The 20,245-nt window shown below is 39.6% G+C and carries 18 protein-coding genes; 13 read left to right on the top strand and 5 right to left on the bottom strand.

Features of this window, described 5'->3' with window-relative positions; all coding sequences use genetic code 11:
• Positions 1 to 21 precede the first annotated feature (21 nt).
• The 3 genes from WA325_RS20385 (at position 22) to WA325_RS20375 (ending at position 2,028) form a co-directional block, all read left to right on the top strand.
• Positions 22 to 540 (top strand): GNAT family N-acetyltransferase, encoded by a 519-nt coding sequence (locus WA325_RS20385; RefSeq protein ID WP_105955134.1) that lies wholly within the window; start codon positions 22 to 24, stop codon positions 538 to 540.
• 23 nt (positions 541 to 563) lie between these two features.
• Positions 564 to 1,181: an FMN-binding negative transcriptional regulator gene (locus WA325_RS20380; protein WP_336184136.1), complete on the top strand. Its 618-nt coding sequence runs from the start codon at positions 564 to 566 to the stop codon at positions 1,179 to 1,181.
• 430 nt (positions 1,182 to 1,611) lie between these two features.
• Entirely contained in the window at positions 1,612 to 2,028 is a 417-nt protein-coding gene (locus tag WA325_RS20375) for an NUDIX hydrolase (RefSeq protein WP_105955132.1), read from the top strand.
• 92 nt (positions 2,029 to 2,120) lie between these two features.
• Here the strand turns inward: WA325_RS20375 and WA325_RS20370 are convergent, their stop codons facing one another.
• Complete coding sequence (locus tag WA325_RS20370; RefSeq protein ID WP_336184135.1) at positions 2,121 to 3,011, bottom strand: DMT family transporter; 891 nt, start codon at positions 3,009 to 3,011, stop codon at positions 2,121 to 2,123.
• Positions 3,012 to 3,546: 535 nt separating this feature from the next.
• Here WA325_RS20370 and WA325_RS20365 point away from each other — a divergent pair.
• From WA325_RS20365 to WA325_RS20355, 3 genes are all read left to right on the top strand, one after another.
• Positions 3,547 to 4,179: a type 1 glutamine amidotransferase family protein gene (locus WA325_RS20365; protein ID WP_105955130.1), complete on the top strand. Its 633-nt coding sequence runs from the start codon at positions 3,547 to 3,549 to the stop codon at positions 4,177 to 4,179.
• Positions 4,180 to 4,527: 348 nt separating this feature from the next.
• Positions 4,528 to 5,376 (top strand): MerR family transcriptional regulator, encoded by an 849-nt coding sequence (locus tag WA325_RS20360; protein ID WP_202853811.1) that lies wholly within the window; start codon positions 4,528 to 4,530, stop codon positions 5,374 to 5,376.
• 573 nt (positions 5,377 to 5,949) lie between these two features.
• Entirely contained in the window at positions 5,950 to 6,519 is a 570-nt protein-coding gene (locus tag WA325_RS20355) for a flavin reductase family protein (RefSeq protein WP_202853810.1), read from the top strand.
• Positions 6,520 to 6,964: 445 nt separating this feature from the next.
• Here the strand turns inward: WA325_RS20355 and WA325_RS20350 are convergent, their stop codons facing one another.
• The gene (locus WA325_RS20350) at positions 6,965 to 7,828 is read right to left on the bottom strand and encodes a DMT family transporter (protein WP_202853809.1); all 864 of its coding nucleotides are present in this window, start codon (positions 7,826 to 7,828) and stop codon (positions 6,965 to 6,967) included.
• Positions 7,829 to 7,982: 154 nt separating this feature from the next.
• Between WA325_RS20350 and pdxR the strand changes: the two genes are divergently transcribed.
• Positions 7,983 to 9,374 (top strand): MocR-like pyridoxine biosynthesis transcription factor PdxR, encoded by a 1,392-nt coding sequence (pdxR, locus tag WA325_RS20345; RefSeq protein ID WP_336184134.1) that lies wholly within the window; start codon positions 7,983 to 7,985, stop codon positions 9,372 to 9,374.
• Between the two features lie 255 nt (positions 9,375 to 9,629).
• Here pdxR and WA325_RS20340 read toward each other — a convergent pair whose 3' ends face one another.
• Both WA325_RS20340 and WA325_RS20335 read right to left on the bottom strand, forming a co-directional pair.
• Positions 9,630 to 10,202: an alpha/beta hydrolase gene (locus WA325_RS20340; RefSeq protein ID WP_336184133.1), complete on the bottom strand. Its 573-nt coding sequence runs from the start codon at positions 10,200 to 10,202 to the stop codon at positions 9,630 to 9,632.
• Positions 10,203 to 10,285: 83 nt separating this feature from the next.
• Positions 10,286 to 10,615 carry a winged helix-turn-helix transcriptional regulator gene (locus tag WA325_RS20335; RefSeq protein ID WP_105955124.1) on the bottom strand — a complete coding sequence of 110 codons (330 nt, stop codon included), beginning with the start codon at positions 10,613 to 10,615 and terminating at the stop codon, positions 10,286 to 10,288.
• A 383-nt stretch (positions 10,616 to 10,998) separates the two neighbouring features.
• Between WA325_RS20335 and WA325_RS20330 the strand changes: the two genes are divergently transcribed.
• Together WA325_RS20330 and WA325_RS20325 are read left to right on the top strand one after the other, a co-directional pair.
• Positions 10,999 to 11,871, top strand: coding sequence for a YitT family protein (locus tag WA325_RS20330; protein WP_105955123.1), 873 nt, complete (start codon positions 10,999 to 11,001; stop codon positions 11,869 to 11,871).
• 201 nt (positions 11,872 to 12,072) lie between these two features.
• Entirely contained in the window at positions 12,073 to 12,987 is a 915-nt protein-coding gene (locus WA325_RS20325) for a Vgb family protein (RefSeq protein ID WP_336184132.1), read from the top strand.
• Between the two features lie 107 nt (positions 12,988 to 13,094).
• Here the strand turns inward: WA325_RS20325 and WA325_RS20320 are convergent, their stop codons facing one another.
• The gene (locus WA325_RS20320) at positions 13,095 to 13,553 is read right to left on the bottom strand and encodes a GNAT family N-acetyltransferase (protein ID WP_105955121.1); all 459 of its coding nucleotides are present in this window, start codon (positions 13,551 to 13,553) and stop codon (positions 13,095 to 13,097) included.
• Positions 13,554 to 14,046: 493 nt separating this feature from the next.
• Between WA325_RS20320 and WA325_RS20315 the strand changes: the two genes are divergently transcribed.
• From WA325_RS20315 to WA325_RS20300, 4 genes are all read left to right on the top strand, one after another.
• Complete coding sequence (locus WA325_RS20315; RefSeq protein ID WP_336184131.1) at positions 14,047 to 15,999, top strand: BglG family transcription antiterminator; 1,953 nt, start codon at positions 14,047 to 14,049, stop codon at positions 15,997 to 15,999.
• A gap of 148 nt (positions 16,000 to 16,147) precedes the next feature.
• Complete coding sequence (locus tag WA325_RS20310; protein WP_336184130.1) at positions 16,148 to 18,088, top strand: PTS fructose transporter subunit IIABC; 1,941 nt, start codon at positions 16,148 to 16,150, stop codon at positions 18,086 to 18,088.
• A 14-nt stretch (positions 18,089 to 18,102) separates the two neighbouring features.
• Positions 18,103 to 19,050: a mannose-6-phosphate isomerase, class I gene (manA, locus tag WA325_RS20305; protein WP_336184129.1), complete on the top strand. Its 948-nt coding sequence runs from the start codon at positions 18,103 to 18,105 to the stop codon at positions 19,048 to 19,050.
• Between the two features lie 521 nt (positions 19,051 to 19,571).
• On the top strand, positions 19,572 to 19,997 hold the full coding sequence (locus WA325_RS20300; RefSeq protein WP_024120353.1) for a MaoC family dehydratase: 426 nt from the start codon (positions 19,572 to 19,574) through the stop codon (positions 19,995 to 19,997).
• Positions 19,998 to 20,245: the final 248 nt, after the last annotated feature.

Here is a 20,245-nt window from a genome sequence, read left to right as displayed (position 1 = left end):
ATAAAAGGAGCATATATGAGCATGAGTGTAAAACTAAAAAAGTGCAGCCATGAAGATTTAAAAATACTCCAAGAAATAAGTATTGAAACATTCAATGATACATTCAAAGACCAGAATTCACCTGAAAATATGAAAGCTTATTTGGAAAGTGCGTTTCATTCTAAACAGCTGGAAAAGGAATTATCTAATATCTCTTCACAATTCTTTTTTGTTTATTTTAATCATGAAGTCGCTGGATATTTAAAGGTCAATACCAATGAGGCTCAGTCTGAAGAAATGGGTGATGAATCACTAGAAATCGAGAGGATTTATATCAAGAACAAATTTCAAAAACATGGCCTTGGTAAATATCTGTTCAATAAAGCTGTGGAGATTGCGCTGGAATCTAATAAAAAGAAAATCTGGCTAGGCGTATGGGAAAAAAATGAAAATGCTATTGCTTTTTATGAGAAAATGGGGTTTGTTCAAACTGGAGCTCACTCTTTTTATATGGGTGATGAAGAACAAATAGACTTTATCATGATCAAAACACTCGTATAACTTTTTATGAAAGGCGGGTTTATATGTATATTCCAAAATACTATAAGGTTACAAATGTCGATGACATTTGGGACTTTGTTCAAAACAACTCATTTGGCACAATTGTCACAACAGCAAAAGGGAAGCCAATTGCAACTCATTTGCCATTGCAGTTAATGAAAGAGGGTGATACTTACTATATAACGGGGCATATTGCTTATGGGAATCCTCAATGGAGAACATTTGAAACCTGTGAAGATGTGCTTGTTATGTTTCAGGGACCGCACGCTTATATCTCTTCCTCTTGGTATGAAAAGGAAAACGTCCCAACATGGAACTATCAAGCCGTACATGTATACGGTACAGCCAGCATTTTGAACGAAGAAGAGTTAAAACATGACCTGACAATGCTGCTGCAAAAATACGAAAAACACCGCAAGAATCCAGTTTTATGGGATAAGCTTTCTCCTCAGCTCTTAGAAAGTCAGCTGAAAGGTATTGTCGGATTTAAGATGAAGGTAGGAGAAATTCAGGCTTCATATAAATTAAGTCAGAACCGAAATGAAAAGGATTATATGAATATCATTGATCAATTACGACATGAAGGTAATCCAAATTCGAAACAAATGGCAGAACTGATGGAAAAGAGATTAAAAGATTAAATATCAGTCCGCTTTTATTAGCGAACTTGGGATGAATGCGTGGTACTGCTCAAATGTTTGATTCTGCAGAGCCTTCTTGTGAAAGTTCAAGGAACACTTGTTGTTTTTAGCAGAGGCTTCTGGCGTGGCTCTTTCGGTTTTCTAATCACAATTCATAAAAACTTATAGAAATGACGGAAAATGAATATACGGAGTGTAATGAAAATAAGCTTTCAGAATGAGGGCTTGTTAGTGAATAACCCGTGAAGGTTCAAGTCATCTCGGCCGCATCCTAATGATACCAAGGGTTTAACTGCCTTTGGTATTATTTTTTTACGCAGAAAAGCTATGAGAGATTTCTTACCGAAAATAACCAGTTATCATTTATAGTAATATATAGAAAATCAACAAATCAACCGAGGATGAATTTTGTTCTATAAAGGAGATTCCCATGGAAGAAGTAAAAGTTGTGTATGCGTTGATTAAAAGTAAATGTAATCAGATATTAATGGTGGATAATCATGAAGGACACTGGTCACTTCCAGGTGGAAGAGTTGAACCTGATGAGACGTTAATAGAAGCTGCTATACGTGAAGTGCATGAAGAAACAGGTTTTGAAGTAGAAATAGGGAATTTAATTGCTGTTAACGAAGCGAAATATGTAAAGAGGAATCATCACGCTATCCTTTTTACATTTGAAGCACGAATTGTTGGAGGAACCGTAGTGATTAAAAAGCCAAACGAGATATTGCAAATTGAATGGGTTGACATTGAACAGGCAAATGAACGAATGCCGTATTACTCAGAAGGACTTAATAAAATGCTGACAGGATATGCCCTATATAATAATCAAGGAACAATAGGGTAATGGCAGTAATCGTCAGGCTAGTTTGGGTCAAGTTGCAAACAAAAGAAACAAAACAGTGGGGAACAAATGCTTCCCCCTGTTTTGTACGTTACTTAGCTGATGTTTTCTTTAATCGTTTTGGAAAATGTGATTGATTTATTCTCGCTAACAAATGTTGAGCCTAAAAGGAGTGCACCACCTAGCATTTGAACAATGGTCATTTGTTCTTGCAGGATAATGGCAGAAATTAATATAGCTACAAATGGGTCTACATAGCTTAGCATAGCAATACTCTGTCCTTTTAATTTTTGCATCCCCGAGAAAAATAACCAAAATCCAATGCCAGTGTTTACAATCCCTAAAATGATGATAATAGGAACGGATGATCCAGATACTCCAAAGATACCGAATCCTTCGGTGAAAAACACATATGGCAAGAGCAGCAATGCTGTTAATCCAAGTTGGATGATTGTAATCTCCAGCCTGCCCATGCGGTGTATAAATTTATTTAGTAACATCAATGCAGCGTAAAATGCAGCCGCAACTAATCCAAAAAAGATCCCAAGCAGATCGTCTGTTCCAGATGCATTTATGCCATTTCCAACAATCAATAACATGCCTATGATCGCTACACCAATACAAACCATTTTTTTGACAGATAATTGTTCCTTAAGGACAAATGGTGAGAGAATCATGACAAACACAGGTGCAAAGTAATACCCTAGTGTTGCATTAGTAAGTGTTGTATGATCGTACGATTGATAAAGAAAGATCCAATTCCCTCCTAATGCAATACCAGAAAGAAATAAGATGTAAGCATTTGCTTTGACTAATTTCCATGGAATGGTTTTCTTCATCATCATAAACACGACTATTAAAAATAGACATCCAATTGAACTGCTTAGTAAAGCTGTTTCACTCGAAGATAAATCAATGTATCTTACAACTAAACCCATTGTGCCGAAAATGATCATTGATAATATAAACTGAATCTTAGATTTCATTGTCTACTCCTTCGAATCTGCGAAACAGCTTATATTTCGCAGATTCTTAATCTGTTTTAAATATAAGCTTATTCACTGCTGATTCAACAGCTGGAGTAAACGGCGGTGGCGGTGAAGTAGAAAATGGCTTCCAAGTGTATAGATTTGTATTTGAGAGTAGCATGTTAATCCCCCTATTTATATTAATTTTTTAAAAGTTTTGATATTGCGAAAAAGTTGGTTCTAGATAGATTATACATGAAACCTTATGGGTTTTATAATTAATTGTGACTTCCTGGTAATTCATAAAATAACAGATTTAGAGGTAATATCTCTACTCGGAACACCACACCAAAGGAACTCTCATCGCAGAATGATTCTGCTAAGGCCTTTTACCTTATTTACTTTTACTTATACGGTAAATCTATTTTTAGCGAATAAGCCTTAAAGAAAAGACTTATTGATGTTCTGTCAGAATTAATGTCATCAAGTACGATAACTTCTGTCAGGGAAGTTATATAATAGGCTATATCAATTGTGATTGGAGTGTGATTGGATGCAAACGAAAAAAGTTTATCTATATGTATGTAATACAATGTCAGATTGGGAATATGGATATTTAATCGCTGAACTAAACTCAGGAAGATATTTCAAAAAAGATGCAGCACCTTTTAAAGTAGTAACAGTAGGAGTTAGTCAAGAAATGATTACTACAATGGGAGGTCTGAGCATAAAACCAGATATTTCCGTTGGTGAGTGCACTCTTGAGAGTAAAGATCTTCTCATTTTACCTGGAGCGAATACTTGGGGAGAAGAAATTCATCAGCCTATCTTGAAAAAAGTTGGCGAAGCTTTAGAGCTGGGCACTATTGTTGCTGCAATTTGCGGTGCAACGGAGGGCCTCGCGAATATGGGATACCTAGATTCCAGAAAGCATACAAGCAATGACTTAGAGTATCTTAAAATGGTCTGTCCTCATTATAAAGGAGAAACATTTTATGAGGTGGGGCCTGCGGTATCTGGTGAGAATTTGATTACTGCGTCAGGAGTAGCTCCTCTGGAATTTACGATGGAAGTATTGAAAAAATTAGATGTATTTGCGTCAGATACATTACATTCATGGTATAACCTCAATAAGACTCATCAGCCTGAATACTTCTACGAATTAATGAATTCAATAGAGAGATGAGCGAAATCATTCAACTGAGTTTTATATACTTTCGACGATAAAAAACATGTTTTAACAATACTCAGAAGTGATGTTGTAATGAAAACAAGCTTTCATAAAACAAAGCAATGTTGAGGGCTGAGTATAAGCATAGTAAAGGGGAAAAGCTTAATCTTTTTGGGAGATTAAGCTTTTTTTCTAAAGTCTAATATTGGCTTTCGGATATACATGTATTCATTTTGGTATAAAACTCGTCTTCAGCAGATTTTAGGGATTTCTATTTACTCGAGTTTAGGATTTAAGCCGTATTTGTGAATAGGTAAATGAAAGAATTTCTGAAGAGCTAACAGATAGAAAGGATGATAATGGATGAAGGAATATTTTACAATTGGAGAAACAGCCCGTCTCAATAACATTTCAATTCAAACATTGCGCTATTATGATAGAATCGGAGTTTTCAAGCCTGATTATACAGATCAGGATAATGGCTATCGATATTACCATGTGAAACAGTTCTTTTATTTAGATATTATCAAGTATCTAAAATATATTAGAACACCTCTGGAAGAAATCAAGCGTTTCAGCTCGAATACTTGTACCCCTGAACATATGCAACACTTTCTTGAGGAGCAAGAAAACATGATTGTGCAAGAAATGGAAAAACTTGAACGTGCCCGGCAATTACTTCATAGAAGAAGGAATCAGCTTAATGAACAAGTAGACATATGCAATAAAAAAGATGAAGGTTTCGTTTATTTTCGTTATATAGATGAACAAACAATAATAAAAGTGGAGACGCCTCAAGTTAATCCTCATCATCAATCAGATTTGTATTACAGAAAGCTGGCTGATGTTGTAGAAAAAATAGGAGATGTAGTAGATAACTATTATGGATTCATTTATGCTTTCAAGCCCTATAAGGATTCTCGTGACATTTATTGTAACAGTATTTATACGACTGTTCGAAATGGAAAAGAGATAGACATAGGAGAAAAAAACATAACGCTAGACACGATCCCGTCCGGTGAATATGTATGTATCGCATTTGATTGGTCTGCAAAAAATTATGATGAATATTATCGTAAGCTTTATCAATATATTGAATCTCATGGCATCCAAACAGATGGAAAAGTATATCAAGTTTCTCTTCCAATCGACTTTCACTCATTAAGAGAAGAAAACTTCCTTACAGAATTAAGAGTGCTAAAAAATAACTAATCCTTGACCCTATAGTTGCTATAGGGTTTATGATTTGTGCATCTTCTTATGAATATTTGAAAGGGAGGATGTATAAGATGACAAGATGCTTCGGTTACTCGTGACGCAATGGCAAGGCGGAAACCAACTGTCATGTACTGGGAGCCCATTTCTTAAACTGGCTTGCACCTTAAAACGAAAGGTCCATTCGAAGAAGTGCCTGTTGATTTAGATGCGAGCCTTGAAAAAGAGAAGGGGATTGTTGATAGGAGTGTTTTATTAAAGCGAGCTTGATCTGCCAAAAGCTTAATTTTCAAAAGCGCAGGCCTGATCGTATTATCGTTCATGGCGGCGATTGCACTGTATAACTTGCTCCTTTTGCATACTTAAACGAAACATACGATGGAGATACTGCTTTGTTATGGGTTGATTCATTATTATCGCTACTGGCTATAGTGAAGGAAGATAGATTCCTCATAACAATGCAGTGAATCATATTGGAGCTGTACGTGCTGCTTTAGCTTTACGTTGAAACACGTTTTATCGTATCTCAAATCCTAAAAAAAAATGAACCTAAAAAAAGGAGCGATGAATATGAGAGCACCGATAGATGAACCAATTTGGTACGCCTACCCTGGAATGGTAGCTGTAGTTACGGCTCAATATGAAGGTAAAAAAAACGCAATGGCTTCCGGATGGCATACGTATATCGGATCTTCTCCAGGAATGTACGGCATATCAGTAAACAAAGAGACATATACGTACAAAATGATTGAGAAAAGTGGTGTTTTCGGTGTGAATTTTCTTCCAGGGAGATGTTCGGAATTAATTCAAGCTTTAGGCACCCATAGTGGCAGAGATATCAATAAGTTTGAAGAATTTAATATTCAATCCGAAGAAGGATTAAAAGCTGAGATACCGATTTTAACTGATGCGTATTTTGCTTATGAGTGTAAAGTACACAGTATGTCCACTTTGGGCGATCAAGAGTGGATTGTGGGAGAAGTTTTACAGAGATATCAAGATAAAGAGCTTTTCTTAAGAAATGGAATGCCAAATTTAGAAAAGTTGGATATTCCGCTTCATATTGGAAAGTCCAGCTACCGAATATTAAATAGTAAAGCAGAGGAACGTCAGCACGCATTTGATTCCAAAACTGATTGAAACACTCAGGTTTCTCCACCTTCATTGTTACGTGGCATACATGCTCATAACACCACCTATGCGCGGTTTGCGATAGAATTTGACCCTCAATATATGCCTTTAGATGAGGTGATGAAGCAATAAATGACGTAACAGTAAACGTATTTTACTGATTAAATACCCGTTACCGACTCCATTTTTTAAATCGCATTTCATATAAACATATAGAAATGATGGGAAAGAGAATATACGGAGCGTAAAGAAAATAAGCTTTGATTTAGGGGCCTAGTAGGTAAATAATCCATGAAGGTTCAAGTCTCTCGGCCGCATCAAAGATACCAAGGGTTGTAGACCCCTGGTATTTTTTAATGTTCTCTTTAGCTTTTGCAGTTTTTTTCTTTTTGTTTCACTCGTTAAAGTGAAACTGGAATAAACAAAGGTTTTCCCCGTTTTTGCATAGCCTATCTTACTTTGCGAATCGCCGAGCAGCTGCCACGCACAATATAACGGCGATATTCACTGCTACGAGTGCCCAGCCCACTTTCTCGTGCAGAATCACTGAGGCAAGCAGCAGTCCAAAGAAGGGTTGGAGAAGCTGCAGCTGTCCAACCGCCGCAATACCGCCTTGTGCGAGACCACGATACCAGAACACGAAGCCAATCAGCATGCTGAATAAGGATACATACGCAAGACTGAGCAGTGCAGGAACGCCGACGCCCGACCATGAGTCCGGCGTAAAATAGAATGACAATGGCAGCATAAGAGGAAGCGACAGAACGAGAGCCCAAGAGATCACCTGCCAGTTTCCCAGCCGCCGCGAGAGACGGGCCCCTTCTGCATAACCGAGCCCGCATACGACGATAGAAGCCAGCATGTACGCGTCACCGATCGGGGAAGATCCTCCGCCTTGGATGAGGGCGAATCCTGCTACTAGTAAGCTGCCTGCAGCTGAGAAAATCCAGAAGGCTGGCCGGGGGCGTTCCCCTCCGCGCAGTACACCGAAGATCGCCGTCGCGAGCGGAAGAAGCCCAATGAAAACAATGGCATGGGCGGATGTGACATACTGAAGCGCCAAGGCTGTCAGCAATGGGAAACCGATCACCACGCCGAGCGCTACTACCAACAGTGAAATGATGTCTCTTTTGGCAGGATGCTGCTGCCGGAAGATGAGAAGGAGCGCTCCGGCCAATACACCAGCTATCGCAGCGCGGCATACGGTGAGGAACAACGGATCGAAGTCCGCCACAGCCAAGCGGGTCGCAGGCAGCGATCCGCTGAAAATGAGCACCCCCAGAAAACCATTCATCCAGCCATTTGTTGCTTTGTTCATTTCAATCACTCCATCATATGTTTCTTCTCACAAGATCTTTTTTCTCTTATCAAAACCAGTATTTAAGGATTACAATGACTATAAACTGTAATTGACCTTTTAAAAACAGCCAGTTTTCATAAAAAATTGCATACCAGTTAGGGGAAACGCGCAAATGGATATCACGCCTTTTTTAAATAGAAATCTGGATATTCCGCTTTATCAGCAGCTTTATCGGTATTTCAAAGAAAATATGCATCAAGGGCGTATTCAAAAAGGAATGAAGCTCCCTTCAAAAAGAATCCTGGCGAGTCAGCTTTCAATCAGTCAAACGACTGTAGAACGTGCGTATGAACAGCTTGCGGCTGAGGGCTATATCGTGAGCAAGCCAAGAAGCGGATGGTTTGCTGATTATCATGATTCTGATTTTGCCTATCGTAAAATGCCGAGCGCATCACCTGTTAAAGAAAAAGTTCAAGAAAATAAACAATGGATTGATTTTCACTATGGAAATGTAGATTCTTCTTACTTTCCTTTTTCCGCTTGGCGAAGAAGCATGGTCAATAGCTTAGACCAATATGGCGACGAGCTTTATCGGCCGGGAGATGCTTTAGGAGAGTTTGCACTGAGAACACTCATTGCGGAGTACCTGTATCAATCACGCGGTGTCCATTGTGTCCCTGAACAAGTCATCATAGGTGCCGGCAATCCTATTCTTCTGCAAATCTTGTGCCAGGTTTTTGACCCAGATATTTTCATAGGATATGAGGATCCGGGTTATCCAAGAGCCCGGAAGATTTTTGAAGCCAATCGTATGAATATCGTTCCTATACCGGTCGATGATGAAGGAATCTGCATAAAGAAGATCAAAGAACAGCAGCCGAACCTTGTATATGTCACGCCTTCCCATCAATTTACGCTGGGAACCATTATGACGATTACCAGAAGAATGCAGCTCCTCAAATGGGCGGCTGAAAGACATTCATTTATCATAGAGGATGATTATGACGGGGAATTTAGATACACAGGGCAGCCGGTTCCTTCTTTGCAGGGGCTTGACCAGCATAACCGTGTCATTTATATGGGCACTTTTTCTAAGTCTCTTCTTCCCTCGCTGCGTATCAGCTACATGATTCTTCCTTCGCCTCTTTTGAAAAAAGGCCATGAAATAACGTCCTTATATAAGCAAACGGTGTCCTGCCACAGTCAGCTGACGCTGGCTGACTTTATAAAAAGCGGAGAGTGGCAAAAACACATCAACAGAATGAGAAAGCTTTACCGGAAAAAAAGAGCCGCTTTATTAGAGGCTGTACAAAGAGAACTAGGAAAGCATGTCAGGATTCGCGGAGAAAACTCTGGACTTCGTATCTTACTTGACGTTTATTTGCCATTTAGTGAAAAAGAGTTGATTGAGAAGGCAAAGGAACATGGGGTGAAAATTTACCCTGTTTCACTTTCTTATAAAAACAATCCTCCTGCGAAAAGGGTCTCACTTGGGTTTGCAGGAGTTTCTGAATTCAACATACGAGAAGGCATCAAAAAACTGAAAGCTGCCTGGAGGATATGAGAGGTCTGGAGTCATTAGGGGATGATGGCTTTTAAAATATCCCCAGCTATGAATGACAATACTGAAGATATAAGTGGCCCTCAGTCTTCCGCTCCTGATAAGTTTTGAATGCTTTTTGAATGGATACTCCTATATGAACCTTCTTCAGCATCAAACACTTCAGATGATAGGCAATTGATGAAGCTTTAAGTGAGATTTTAGAAAGCCCGCTTTCCTAAAGCGGGCTCGATTGAATGAGCTGATGTGTGAAAGACTTTAGCGAGTTTCTTTTGAAAAATAAGAGGTTAACACATCATAAACAATAGGCAAAGAAGTAAAACCCTCATTTTCTAAAAAATGACCCCCGTGCTGGACTTCGTATAACGCAGCGTCAATTTGTTGTGCCAGCTCCTTGCTCCATGAAAAAGGAACAATTTGGTCGTTCTTAGAAGTGATGACAGCGCGGTGCTTCGCGGTCTCGATGATTTTTTGATGATCAAACGATCCCTGTGTAAATTCATCTAACATCTTTAAAGTGGGCAATGATTTGGCAAAGCCGGAAACCAGTATGATTCCGCCAAGCTGTTTTCGTAATTGAATATGTTCCAAAAATCTTAAAAGGGCGGGGCACCCTAGGCTGTGCGCAACCAAATACGTATTTTCATCTAAAGTGTGTTGATAAAAAGAGAGTGTATCCAGCCAATCCTCAAGTCTTGGCTCGAGCGGATGAGGCATGTTTAAAATGTCTGCTTGGACCCCATCTGCGAGCAGACGTTTTTTCAGCCAAGGGAACCAATGATTTGTTGAGGAGGCTCTGTAGCCATGAATGATATAGACTTGTTTTGTCATTTTTTCCTCCAAATGAAGTATTTTCATTCAGTATAAAATTCCTCTCATTGGGAAACAAGTACGCACTTTTTTGTAAGTAGCTTTTACATATGAGGCATTCCTTCTGCCATTCCCCACTTACACATTTCTTCTATGAGGGGATACAAAGATCGCCCTCTGTCAGATAACGAATACTCTACTTTCAGTGGGACTTGAGAGACCTCAGACCGATGAATAAGGCCGTCAATTTGTAATTCCTTAAGCTGTGCGCTTAACATTTTATGGGTGATGAAGGGCATAGCCCTTTTCAGCTCGCCGTATCTCATCGTTTTTTCACACCCTAACTCATAGAGAATTCTCATTTTCCATTTTCCCCCTATAAGAGATAAGGTGTATTCAAATGGGGCTTGTTTACTGCGGCACAGGCTATTCAATGTAATCAAACCTCCTTTTTAAAGTATAATAACAGAATAAATCAGGAATTTCGGTGTTGAAGTTTAAAGGGCCTGGCGGGTAAATCTGAGGCGGCTCACGTTCTCTCGGCTGCGAACATGAAACCAAGGATCTTGCTAGTTATTGGCCAGGGTTGAAGCATAATCTGTCAGAGCTTGCATCAAATGATATTTGTGACCTGATTCACGATCTGAACTGAAAGGGCGATTTGTTCGACAGACGGCACGGGCAAATTGAATGTTCCAAGTCAAAGAGGGTAATCTTACTGTTAATTACTTTATTTGAAAAAAACGATGTTTTTAGCTGAAAATATCTATTATGGTATAGTTAAATATAACGAAATATTTGAGAAATGAGGAATGGTATGTATACAGTCAAAAAACATAAAAAATTTAAAGCGAAAATGATTCTGCAAGTCATAATGGTTATTATTGGAGGAATTATAGCGGCATATGGACTGGAAACAGTGCTCATTCCAAACAGTGTATCTGATGGAGGGGTGACAGGCCTTAGTATCGTTGGTTCACAGCTATTTGATTTGCCGCTAGGGGTCCTTATTGCAGCATTAAACATCCCGTTTGTCTGGTTAGGATATAAGCAAATCGGGAAAGACTTTGCATTATTATCCATTATCGGAATCGTATCACTTGCCGCTGGCACAATGTTTTTCCACCACACTCCAGCCATCATAGAGGGGGATACCCTGTTAATAACCGTTGTTGGCGGGATTATCCTTGGATTGGGAATGGGGTTAGCGTTACGTAACGGCGGCGCATTGGATGGAATTGATATGCTCGCTGTGCTGCTGTCTCGAAAATTGCCATTTGGAACGAGCGATCTCATTTTATTCTTAAACCTTTTTGTGTTTATTTTTGTATCCCTTGTATTTGGCTTACAAGGGGCATTACTGTCAGTCATTGCTTACTACATTGCGTCCAAAGTCATACATATCGTTGAGGAAGGCTTAAGCGGTTCTAAAACCTTTCAAATTATTTCAACCCAGCCTGAATTAATGGTAGAGACAATACGTGATCAGTTAGGTCGAAGCGCTACCTATAAAGAAGCTTATGGCGGTTTTTCCAACGAGAAATTTAAAGAAATCACATGTGTCATCAACCGCCTTGAAGAAACAAAACTAAAGGAAATTATTAATGAAATTGATAAAAATGCCTTTGTTACCGTATATGACGTAGCTGAAGTGAAGGGCAGCAATTTTAGAAGACATACGAGTCATTAGAGAAAAACACAACTTCTAACCCGAAAGCGAGATACCTCAGAATTTTTATATTAAATTGTTTTTGTCTTCACGCTCAGAAAATAAGGTAACAAGCAAGTCAGTATGTTAAAGTCTGTACTGGAATTCCATTGCCTCCTGTCTCGTATAATGAGAATAGGGGGCTTTTTTTGTATAAGGTTATGCTTAAATGGAGGGATTTATTTGAATATTGAGCTGCAAGAAATAGATATGTTACAGGCGGATTCTGGTCCTTATGGGATAGCGGTCTCTCGTGAAGGAAATGTATGGTTTACTCAACATAAAGCAAATAAAATCAGTTGTCTTCATCAAAATGGAACAATCAAAGAATGTATTGTTCCAACTCCTGATGCACGAGTGCTGTGTTTGACCATATCTTCAATAGGTGATATTTGGTTTACTGAAAATGGGACTGATAAAATTGGAAGGCTTTCAGAAACGGGCGTATTTACAGAGTACCCATTACCTCATCCAAATTCAGCGCCATATGGAATTGCTGAAGGTCTTAACGGTGATATTTGGTTTACTGAAATGAATGGAAATCGAATAGGGAGATTGACAGCAGAAGGGGTGATTCATGAATACGAACTGCCGAATAAAGAATCATATCCTTCTTTTATTACGTTGGGGCCCGATGACTCACTTTGGTTCACTGAAAACCAAAACAATGCGATCGGCAAGATAACCCGATCAGGAGAAATAACGGAATACCCAATCCCAACACCGGGAGCAGCGCCAGTAGGTCTTGCCAACGGAAATGATGGTGCCCTTTGGTTTACAGAAATAATGGGAAATAAAATAGGAAGGATCACGATGTCCGGCGAAATAACGGAATATGATATTCCTACACCAAATGCCCGGCCTCATGCTATTTCGGCGGGAGTCGAATCGGATTTATGGTTCACTGAATGGGGAGCAAATAAAATAGGAAGATTGACGAAAGAGAGAACCTTTGAAGAATATACAATCAAAACCTCTAATGGCGAACCTCACGGAATTGGCTGTGACAAAGAAGGCAGTGTATGGTTCGCATTAGAATGCAATAAAATCGGAAAGCTGCGTTTACTGAAATCAAGAGAAAGTGCTGAAAGAATTTAAAAAGCATACCAAGAACAGAACATAGTATGCTTTTTCATTTGCGTGAAACGCCATAATGTTACATGAATTGAAGTCTCGTCAATGTAGCTTTTCAACAGCTTAAGTATTTATAGCTCTTTTACCATGACCTTCTCGCCATTAAAATCGAGCTCACCGTTAAATGTAAAGCCGAATTTTTGATACAGGCGCAAAGCATGAATGTTGTTCTCAAAAATGCTTAAATACATTCTGTTACATGTATATAGCTCAGCAAGGTGATAAATAAGAGCTTCAAGCATCATGCTCCCTAATCCTTGACCTTGAAAACGCTCGTCAATGAAAAATCGGTCAAGCCACACTCTGCCGTTTTTATTTTCTTCATCAAACTCAGGAAACCATCCATACATAGCAAAACCGACTAACTCTCCTTCGTAATAAAGTCCAGCAGGTTTATAATACTGACATTCTGATGCATCCTCTAGACATTGCTTGGTTGATTCTATATATGATATTTGGCTCTTGTGAACATGAAGAGACAGAATAGATTCACGATTCTCTTCAGTTACCGCCTTTATCTCAATACTCATAGCCATTCCCCTTTTTTCTCTTTTTCAAGTAAGGATATAAGATTTTTCAGATAAATTGTTACGCTTCATCCACATCATGTAGTCTTATAAGGAACAATGAGTTCTGTAGTAATCCCCTTACTTTACAATTTGCACAAAAACCTTAATTAAATACTTTTCATAGCCCTGATAGCTCATCTAACATCAATTTTTCGGTAGAAGAATTCTTGTAATTTTATATTTTTGTCGCGGCAGCTGAGGAGCTGCTCTTTTTTTTGTAAACCTGTATGAGAGGTCTTGCAATACACTAGGTGCTCATTCATGGTGAGTATCTTCTTTTTGATGAATGAACAGCAGATTTTCTGCGCATAAATCCAATTTTTCCGGAAGTTTCGGTAAAAAACGAAACTTTTAGCGCTTTTATTTTACTTTATAATGTAAGCGATTTCTCATGTAGTATACTTATACTATTAGTACATCATTTGAGTGAAACACAGGAAGGATAGAAAAACAGATGAGATACATGAATACTAGACAAAAAGACATTTTGTATCTGTTGTTATCTGAACCTGATGACTATTTGGTCGTGCAAGATTTTGCCGACAGGGTAAAGTGTTCTGAAAAAACGATCAGGAATGATCTGAAAACGATCGAAGGTTATCTGCATGAACATTCTCCTGCTCAGCTCATTCGCAAACCAGGATTAGGTGTCTATTTAAATATAGAAGAACATGAAAGGGCCCGGTTAACTCAACAACTAGGTACTGAACATTTTGGCTCAAAGCACCAGTCCGATGAAGAAAGAGTTCTGCAAATCGCTTATCAATTATTAATGAACCCAAAACATGTTTCAGCAAAAGAAATTGCCGCTCAGCATTTTTTGAATAAGTCTTCCATCAAAAGGGATTTACATGAAGTTGAAGAATGGCTGAAGCGGTTTGATCTCAAATTGGTGTCAAAGCAGCGGCTCGGTTTAAAGATCGAAGGAAATGAAAGAAATAAAAGAAAAGCCTTAGCCAGAATCTCTGATTTGATTGATAACCCAGAGTTTACAAGTCAATTTATCAAAAGCAAGTTCTTAAGTCATGAAGTGATATGTGTGTCAAATGAATTCAAAACATTGCAAAAGCACCATTCTATCTATTTCACAGATGAAACGTTCGAGAATCTATTATTGCATACATTGTTGATGATACGCCGAATCAAAATGAAGCAGCCCATCTCGATTTCGCCAACAGAAATGGCAGCAGTAGAAAAGAAGATAGAATATCAATGGGCAATGACATGTTTAAAACGGCTGGAAGCGGTTTTTGCCATCCGCTTCCCTAGAGAAGAAGCCGTGTATTTAACGCTCCATATACTCGGCGGAAAAGTTCGTTTTCGGTCTCGGGAAGAAGAAAAAAAGGTTTTGGAAAATCCCTTGCTTCCCATGGTTGTGCGGCATTTAATCGATCGTGTGTCAGAGCTGAAATTGCTTGATTTTCATAGTGATCAAGATTTAATCAACGGATTGAACATCCATCTTAACACAGTGCTAAACCGGCTGAATTACGATCTTTCTGTATCAAACCCAATGCTAAATGACATAAAAAAAATGTATCCCTATCTGTTTCATATGATCATTGACGTTCTGGAAGACATCAATCAAACGTTTGCTCTTTCTATTCCTGAGGAAGAGGCCGCTTATCTGACATTGCATTTTCAAGCTGCGGTCGAACGTTTGCACCACAGCAGCGAGAAGCGTAAAAAGGCAATCATCGTCTGCCACATGGGCATTGGAATGTCACAATTTCTGCGGACAAAAATTGAACGGAAATTTCATCAAATCGCTGTGAAGGCCTGTATTGCAAAAGCTGATTTAGCAGATTACACAACAAAGCATGGGGACATAGATCTTGTCATTTCCACGATAGCGCTGGAACATGTGCCGATTCCTCATATTGTTGTATCACCGCTATTGGAGCCTTCTGATGAGAAGAAACTAAGTGCATTTATGGATCAGGTTGACGAATCCCAACGCCAAACACAAAAAACGTTTAAGATGCTGAACAATACGACTCCTTTCTTAGTTTTTTTGCAGCAAGAGTCAGTTCATCGCTATAAGCTGATTGAACAAATGGCAATGGTTTTATACGAGAAAGGCTATGTGGAAAAGGAATATGCCATTCATGCTGTGTTGAGAGAAAAAATGTCGGCGACAAACATTGGGGCTGGCATTGCGATTCCTCATGCAAACTCTAAATTTATTAAACAATCAGCCATTGCGATTGCCACATTAAAAGAGCCGCTTGATTGGGGGGCTGAAAAAGTGTCGCTCGTCTTTATGCTGGCTGTCAAACACGAGGATCAAAACATGACAAAGCAATTGTTCCATGAACTGTCATATCTGAGTGAGCACCCGGCATTCATTCATAAGCTGACGAAAGAAACAAATGTTATGACATTTTTATCTTATTTGAATTATTAAAAGCGGGGCTTTGATGCCCTGCTTTTTTTGTATATGGAAAAATGCCGGTTTTTCCGGAATTAACGGTAAAAAACAGCGCTTTTACAAGCATGATTTTGATATACAGTTGTTACAAGCCTTATGATTCATACTTTAAAGGAGGACTCGTATGAAACTGTTAGCGATTACATCATGTCCGAATGGAATTGCCCATACATATATGGCGGCTGAAAATCTGCAAAAAGCTGCCGACAGATTAGGCGTCCAAATGAAAGTCGAGACCCAAGGCGGAATCGGAGTGGAAAATGAGCTGACCGGTGAGGAGATTCGTGAAGCAGACGCGATCATTATTGCGGCAGACCGTTCGGTAAACAAAGACCGGTTTATAGGAAAAAAACTGTTGTCTGTCGGGGTTCAGGATGGTATCCGCAAACCGGAAGAATTAATTCAAAAAGCACTTAGCGGCGATGTGCCGGTCTACCGTTCGGCTTCAAATTCGGAAGCCGGCAATCAACAGGAGAAAAAACAAATTCCGATTTACCGTCATTTAATGAACGGTGTTTCTTTTATGGTTCCATTCATCGTCGTCGGCGGGTTATTGATAGCGGTTGCATTGACGCTTGGAGGTGAGAAAACACCGAAAGGCTTAGTCATTCCGGATGAATCTTTTTGGAAAACGATTGAACAGATCGGAAGTGCCTCATTCTCATTCATGATCCCGATTTTGGCCGGATATATCGCGTACAGCATCGCTGATAAGCCCGGGCTTGTACCAGGAATGATCGGCGGATATATTGCAGCGACGGGAAGCTTTTACGGCAGTGCAAGCGGCGCCGGTTTTCTCGGCGGCATCATCGCCGGTTTTTTGGCGGGGTATGCTGCCCTTTGGATCAAAAAATTAAAGGTTCCAAAAGCGATTCAGCCGATTATGCCGATTATTATTATTCCAGTGTTCGCTTCACTAATGGTAGGTTTGGCGTTTGTGTTTTTGATTGGTGCGCCTGTAGCCCAAATTTTCGAATCTTTAACGGTATGGCTGGCGGGTATGAAAGGTTCGAGCTCCATCCTGCTGGCATTGATTTTAGGCGCAATGATTTCATTTGATATGGGAGGTCCCGTAAACAAGGTGGCATTCCTGTTCGGATCGGCCATGATCGGAGAAGGAAACTATGAAATTATGGGACCGATTGCCGTCGCCATTTGTATACCGCCGATCGGCCTAGGGATTGCAACGTTTTTTGGAAAAAGAAAATTTCAGGAGTCGGAAAGAGAAATGGGAAAAGCATCATTTACCATGGGTCTCTTCGGCATCACTGAAGGAGCCATCCCATTCGCCGCACAAGATCCGCTTCGCGTCATTCCGGGGATTATGGCAGGTTCTATGATTGGTTCTGTGATCGCTATGATCGGCAATGTCGGAGACAGAGTAGCACACGGCGGGCCTATAGTGGCAGTACTAGGCGCCGTTGATCATGTGCTGATGTTTTTTATTGCAGTGATTGCCGGATCTCTTACCACCGCTCTTTTAGTTAATGTACTAAAAAAAGATATTCTGGTTTCTTCACCCGCCGGGCTGAATGAAGCTGCAGCATCGAATGACGTTCCGCAACAGCACAATGAAGCGGAAAGCAGACAGATGGAGAAGACGGATATTAACAAGCTGACAGACATTATGAGTATAGATCTTATTGAACCAACATTATCAGGCGAAACCAGAGATGACATTATCGATGAAATGATTCAAAAATTGTCCCGCACAGGTATGCTGCATTCAGAGAGCGGTTTTAAAGAAGCGATCATGAATCGCGAACAAGAGGGGACAACGGCGATTGGCATGAATATCGCGATTCCGCACGGGAAGTCTGATGCCGTCAAGAAGCCTAGTGTAGTGTTTGGAATCAAACGATCAGGCATTGAATGGAAAAGTCTTGATGGATCAGAAGCAAAGTTAATCTTTATGATCGCTGTACCGAAAGATAGCGGAGGGAACCAGCATCTGAAACTGCTGCAAATGCTATCTCGAAAACTGATGGATGACAGCTATAGGGAAAGGCTGCTCTCTGTCCAGACAAAAGAAGAAGCATACAAACTCCTGGATGAAATCATATAAAGCGGGGGATTTTCATGATGACTGAACCGTTATTTTTCAAGCCTGTTTTCAAAGAAAAGATTTGGGGCGGCACCGCTTTGGCTGCTTTCGGCTATGACATCCCGTCAGAACGGACGGCGGAATGCTGGGCTTTTGCAGCACATCAAAATGGGCAAAGCATTGTTCAAAACGGGATATACAAGGGGCTCACGCTCAGCGAATTATGGGAACATCACCGGCATTTATTCGGACATCTGAAGGGGGACCGCTTCCCTCTTCTCACGAAAATTTTGGATGCCAATCGAGACTTATCCGTTCAGGTGCATCCGAAAGATGAGTATGCAAAAACGCATGAAAAAGGAGAGCTCGGAAAAACAGAATGCTGGTATATCATAGACTGCCAAGAAGATGCAGAAATCGTTTATGGCCACAACGCAAAAACAAAGGAAGAACTGATCTCAATGATAGAAGGTGGAAAATGGGACAAGCTCCTGCGCCGCGTAAAGGTAAAACCGGGGGATTTCTTCTATGTGCCAAGCGGCACCGTTCATGCGATTGGGACAGGCATTCTCATTTTAGAGACGCAGCAGAATTCCGATACAACCTACAGATTGTATGATTATGGCCGGAAAGATACAGAAGGCAATTTGCGCGAGCTCCATTTGGAAAAGAGCATAGAAGTGATAGACGTACCATTTGCGCCAGAGCAGCAAACGATTCAATATAAACAAACAGATGATTTGCACATAGCCGTATTGATTGAGTGCCCTTATTTTTCAGTGGAAAAGTGGGAGTTAACAGGATCGGCAAGTTTAAAACAGCAAAAATCATTCCTTCTTGTCAGCGTCATCGAAGGAGAAGGCCGGATAATCTCCGGCGAGCGTACATATGACTTTAAAAAAGGAGATCATATGTTTCTGCCTTACGGGTTTGGGGAATTCAAACTCGCGGGGGATGCGGAGTGTATCGTATCTAATCTGTAAAATAAAACTTTATGACCAGTTTCACGTTTTAAGTCGATATAGAGAAACCAAAGTGACTCATTTTGAGCTAATTGAATGTTTCAATATAAAAAGATACCAGCTGGTATCTTTTTTCATATTCACTCACTATGACACCCCTTCGATGGTTTCTTTTATCTTATCTGCTATTGGGAGTATGATGTCCAGCAGATTAACTGTAGACAACAATCACGTTGCTTAAGACAACCTATAAAAGCTGCTTCAATTTTATATGGACCAAAAGAGAAGAAAACGAAATGTGTTTCTGAATGATTTGTTTGTAAAAAACAAGCTATCCTATTATAAACGCAGTTTTTTTTATTTCGTGGGCAAAATCATCTTTGGGCTGTCACGTTGGCTATTGCAAATGTTTCTTTCCCCAAACTGAACATTTGATCTGACAAGTTTTATAGGTAAGAATGTAAAGGATGATCTACATGAAATATGATAAAGTATTTTTAATGTGAAGTTGATGAAAGAATATTTTGATAAGAGGTGTATTTATGAAGTTGGATGAATTTGCGATTGGACAAGTATTTCATACAAAGTCTTTTAGGGTAACAAAAGAAAATGTAATGAGGTTTGCGGAAGAATTCGACCCTCAATATATGCATGTAGACGAGGAAAAAGCGAATAAAGGCAGATTTAATGGAATCATCGCTTCTGGCATACAAACGTTAGCCATTTCTTTTAAGCTCTGGATTGAAGAGGGGTTCTATGGCGACGATATTATTGCTGGAACAGAGATGAATCATATTAAATTCATAAAACCCGTGTATCCAGATGATGAATTGCATACAGTCGTTGAGGTAGTGGATAAAAAACCAAAGAAAAGTGGAACGGGAATACTTACTGTATTGTTATTTACTTATAATCATAAAGAAGAAAAAGTATTCGAAGGTGAGTTATCAGTATTGATTAAGCAATAAATAATGTAATAGTAAAGGTTTTTGATCACCAATTGATCAAACGATGAGAGTATAATTAAAATATGCTTTCTTTAGGACTAACAATGTTTAGGGCTCATCTTAGAAAAAACATACCAAATACGGGGACTGACCCCATAAGATGAGACAAATAAAAAACACCTTCAAGTTTGAAAACGGATGATTGTTAGCCGAAATTAGACTTGGAGGTGTTTTTTCTATGGGGACAAGAGTGAGTTATCCGGTTGAAG

The organism is Bacillus sp. 205(2023), assembly GCF_037027485.1.
Classification (GTDB): domain Bacteria; phylum Bacillota; class Bacilli; order Bacillales; family Bacillaceae; genus Bacillus; species Bacillus halotolerans.
Note: the sequence above shows the minus strand (reverse complement) of the source record. Positions and strands in the feature narration are given on the sequence as shown.

What these genes read in the sequence shown, in the direction of transcription:
- WA325_RS20385 (WP_105955134.1), top strand. Translation starts at nt 22, where the DNA reads ATGAGTGTAAAACTAAAAAAGTGCAGCCATGAAGATTTAAAAATACTC.
- WA325_RS20380 (WP_336184136.1), top strand. Translation starts at nt 564, where the DNA reads ATGTATATTCCAAAATACTATAAGGTTACAAATGTCGATGACATTTGG.
- WA325_RS20375 (WP_105955132.1), top strand. Translation starts at nt 1,612, where the DNA reads ATGGAAGAAGTAAAAGTTGTGTATGCGTTGATTAAAAGTAAATGTAAT.
- WA325_RS20370 (WP_336184135.1), bottom strand. Translation starts at nt 3,011, where the DNA reads ATGAAATCTAAGATTCAGTTTATATTATCAATGATCATTTTCGGCACA.
- WA325_RS20365 (WP_105955130.1), top strand. Translation starts at nt 3,547, where the DNA reads ATGCAAACGAAAAAAGTTTATCTATATGTATGTAATACAATGTCAGAT.
- WA325_RS20360 (WP_202853811.1), top strand. Translation starts at nt 4,528, where the DNA reads ATGAAGGAATATTTTACAATTGGAGAAACAGCCCGTCTCAATAACATT.
- WA325_RS20355 (WP_202853810.1), top strand. Translation starts at nt 5,950, where the DNA reads ATGAGAGCACCGATAGATGAACCAATTTGGTACGCCTACCCTGGAATG.
- WA325_RS20350 (WP_202853809.1), bottom strand. Translation starts at nt 7,828, where the DNA reads ATGAACAAAGCAACAAATGGCTGGATGAATGGTTTTCTGGGGGTGCTC.
- pdxR (WP_336184134.1), top strand. Translation starts at nt 7,983, where the DNA reads ATGGATATCACGCCTTTTTTAAATAGAAATCTGGATATTCCGCTTTAT.
- WA325_RS20340 (WP_336184133.1), bottom strand. Translation starts at nt 10,202, where the DNA reads ATGACAAAACAAGTCTATATCATTCATGGCTACAGAGCCTCCTCAACA.
- WA325_RS20330 (WP_105955123.1), top strand. Translation starts at nt 10,999, where the DNA reads ATGTATACAGTCAAAAAACATAAAAAATTTAAAGCGAAAATGATTCTG.
- WA325_RS20320 (WP_105955121.1), bottom strand. Translation starts at nt 13,553, where the DNA reads ATGAGTATTGAGATAAAGGCGGTAACTGAAGAGAATCGTGAATCTATT.
- WA325_RS20315 (WP_336184131.1), top strand. Translation starts at nt 14,047, where the DNA reads ATGAGATACATGAATACTAGACAAAAAGACATTTTGTATCTGTTGTTA.
- WA325_RS20310 (WP_336184130.1), top strand. Translation starts at nt 16,148, where the DNA reads ATGAAACTGTTAGCGATTACATCATGTCCGAATGGAATTGCCCATACA.
- manA (WP_336184129.1), top strand. Translation starts at nt 18,103, where the DNA reads ATGATGACTGAACCGTTATTTTTCAAGCCTGTTTTCAAAGAAAAGATT.
- WA325_RS20300 (WP_024120353.1), top strand. Translation starts at nt 19,572, where the DNA reads ATGAAGTTGGATGAATTTGCGATTGGACAAGTATTTCATACAAAGTCT.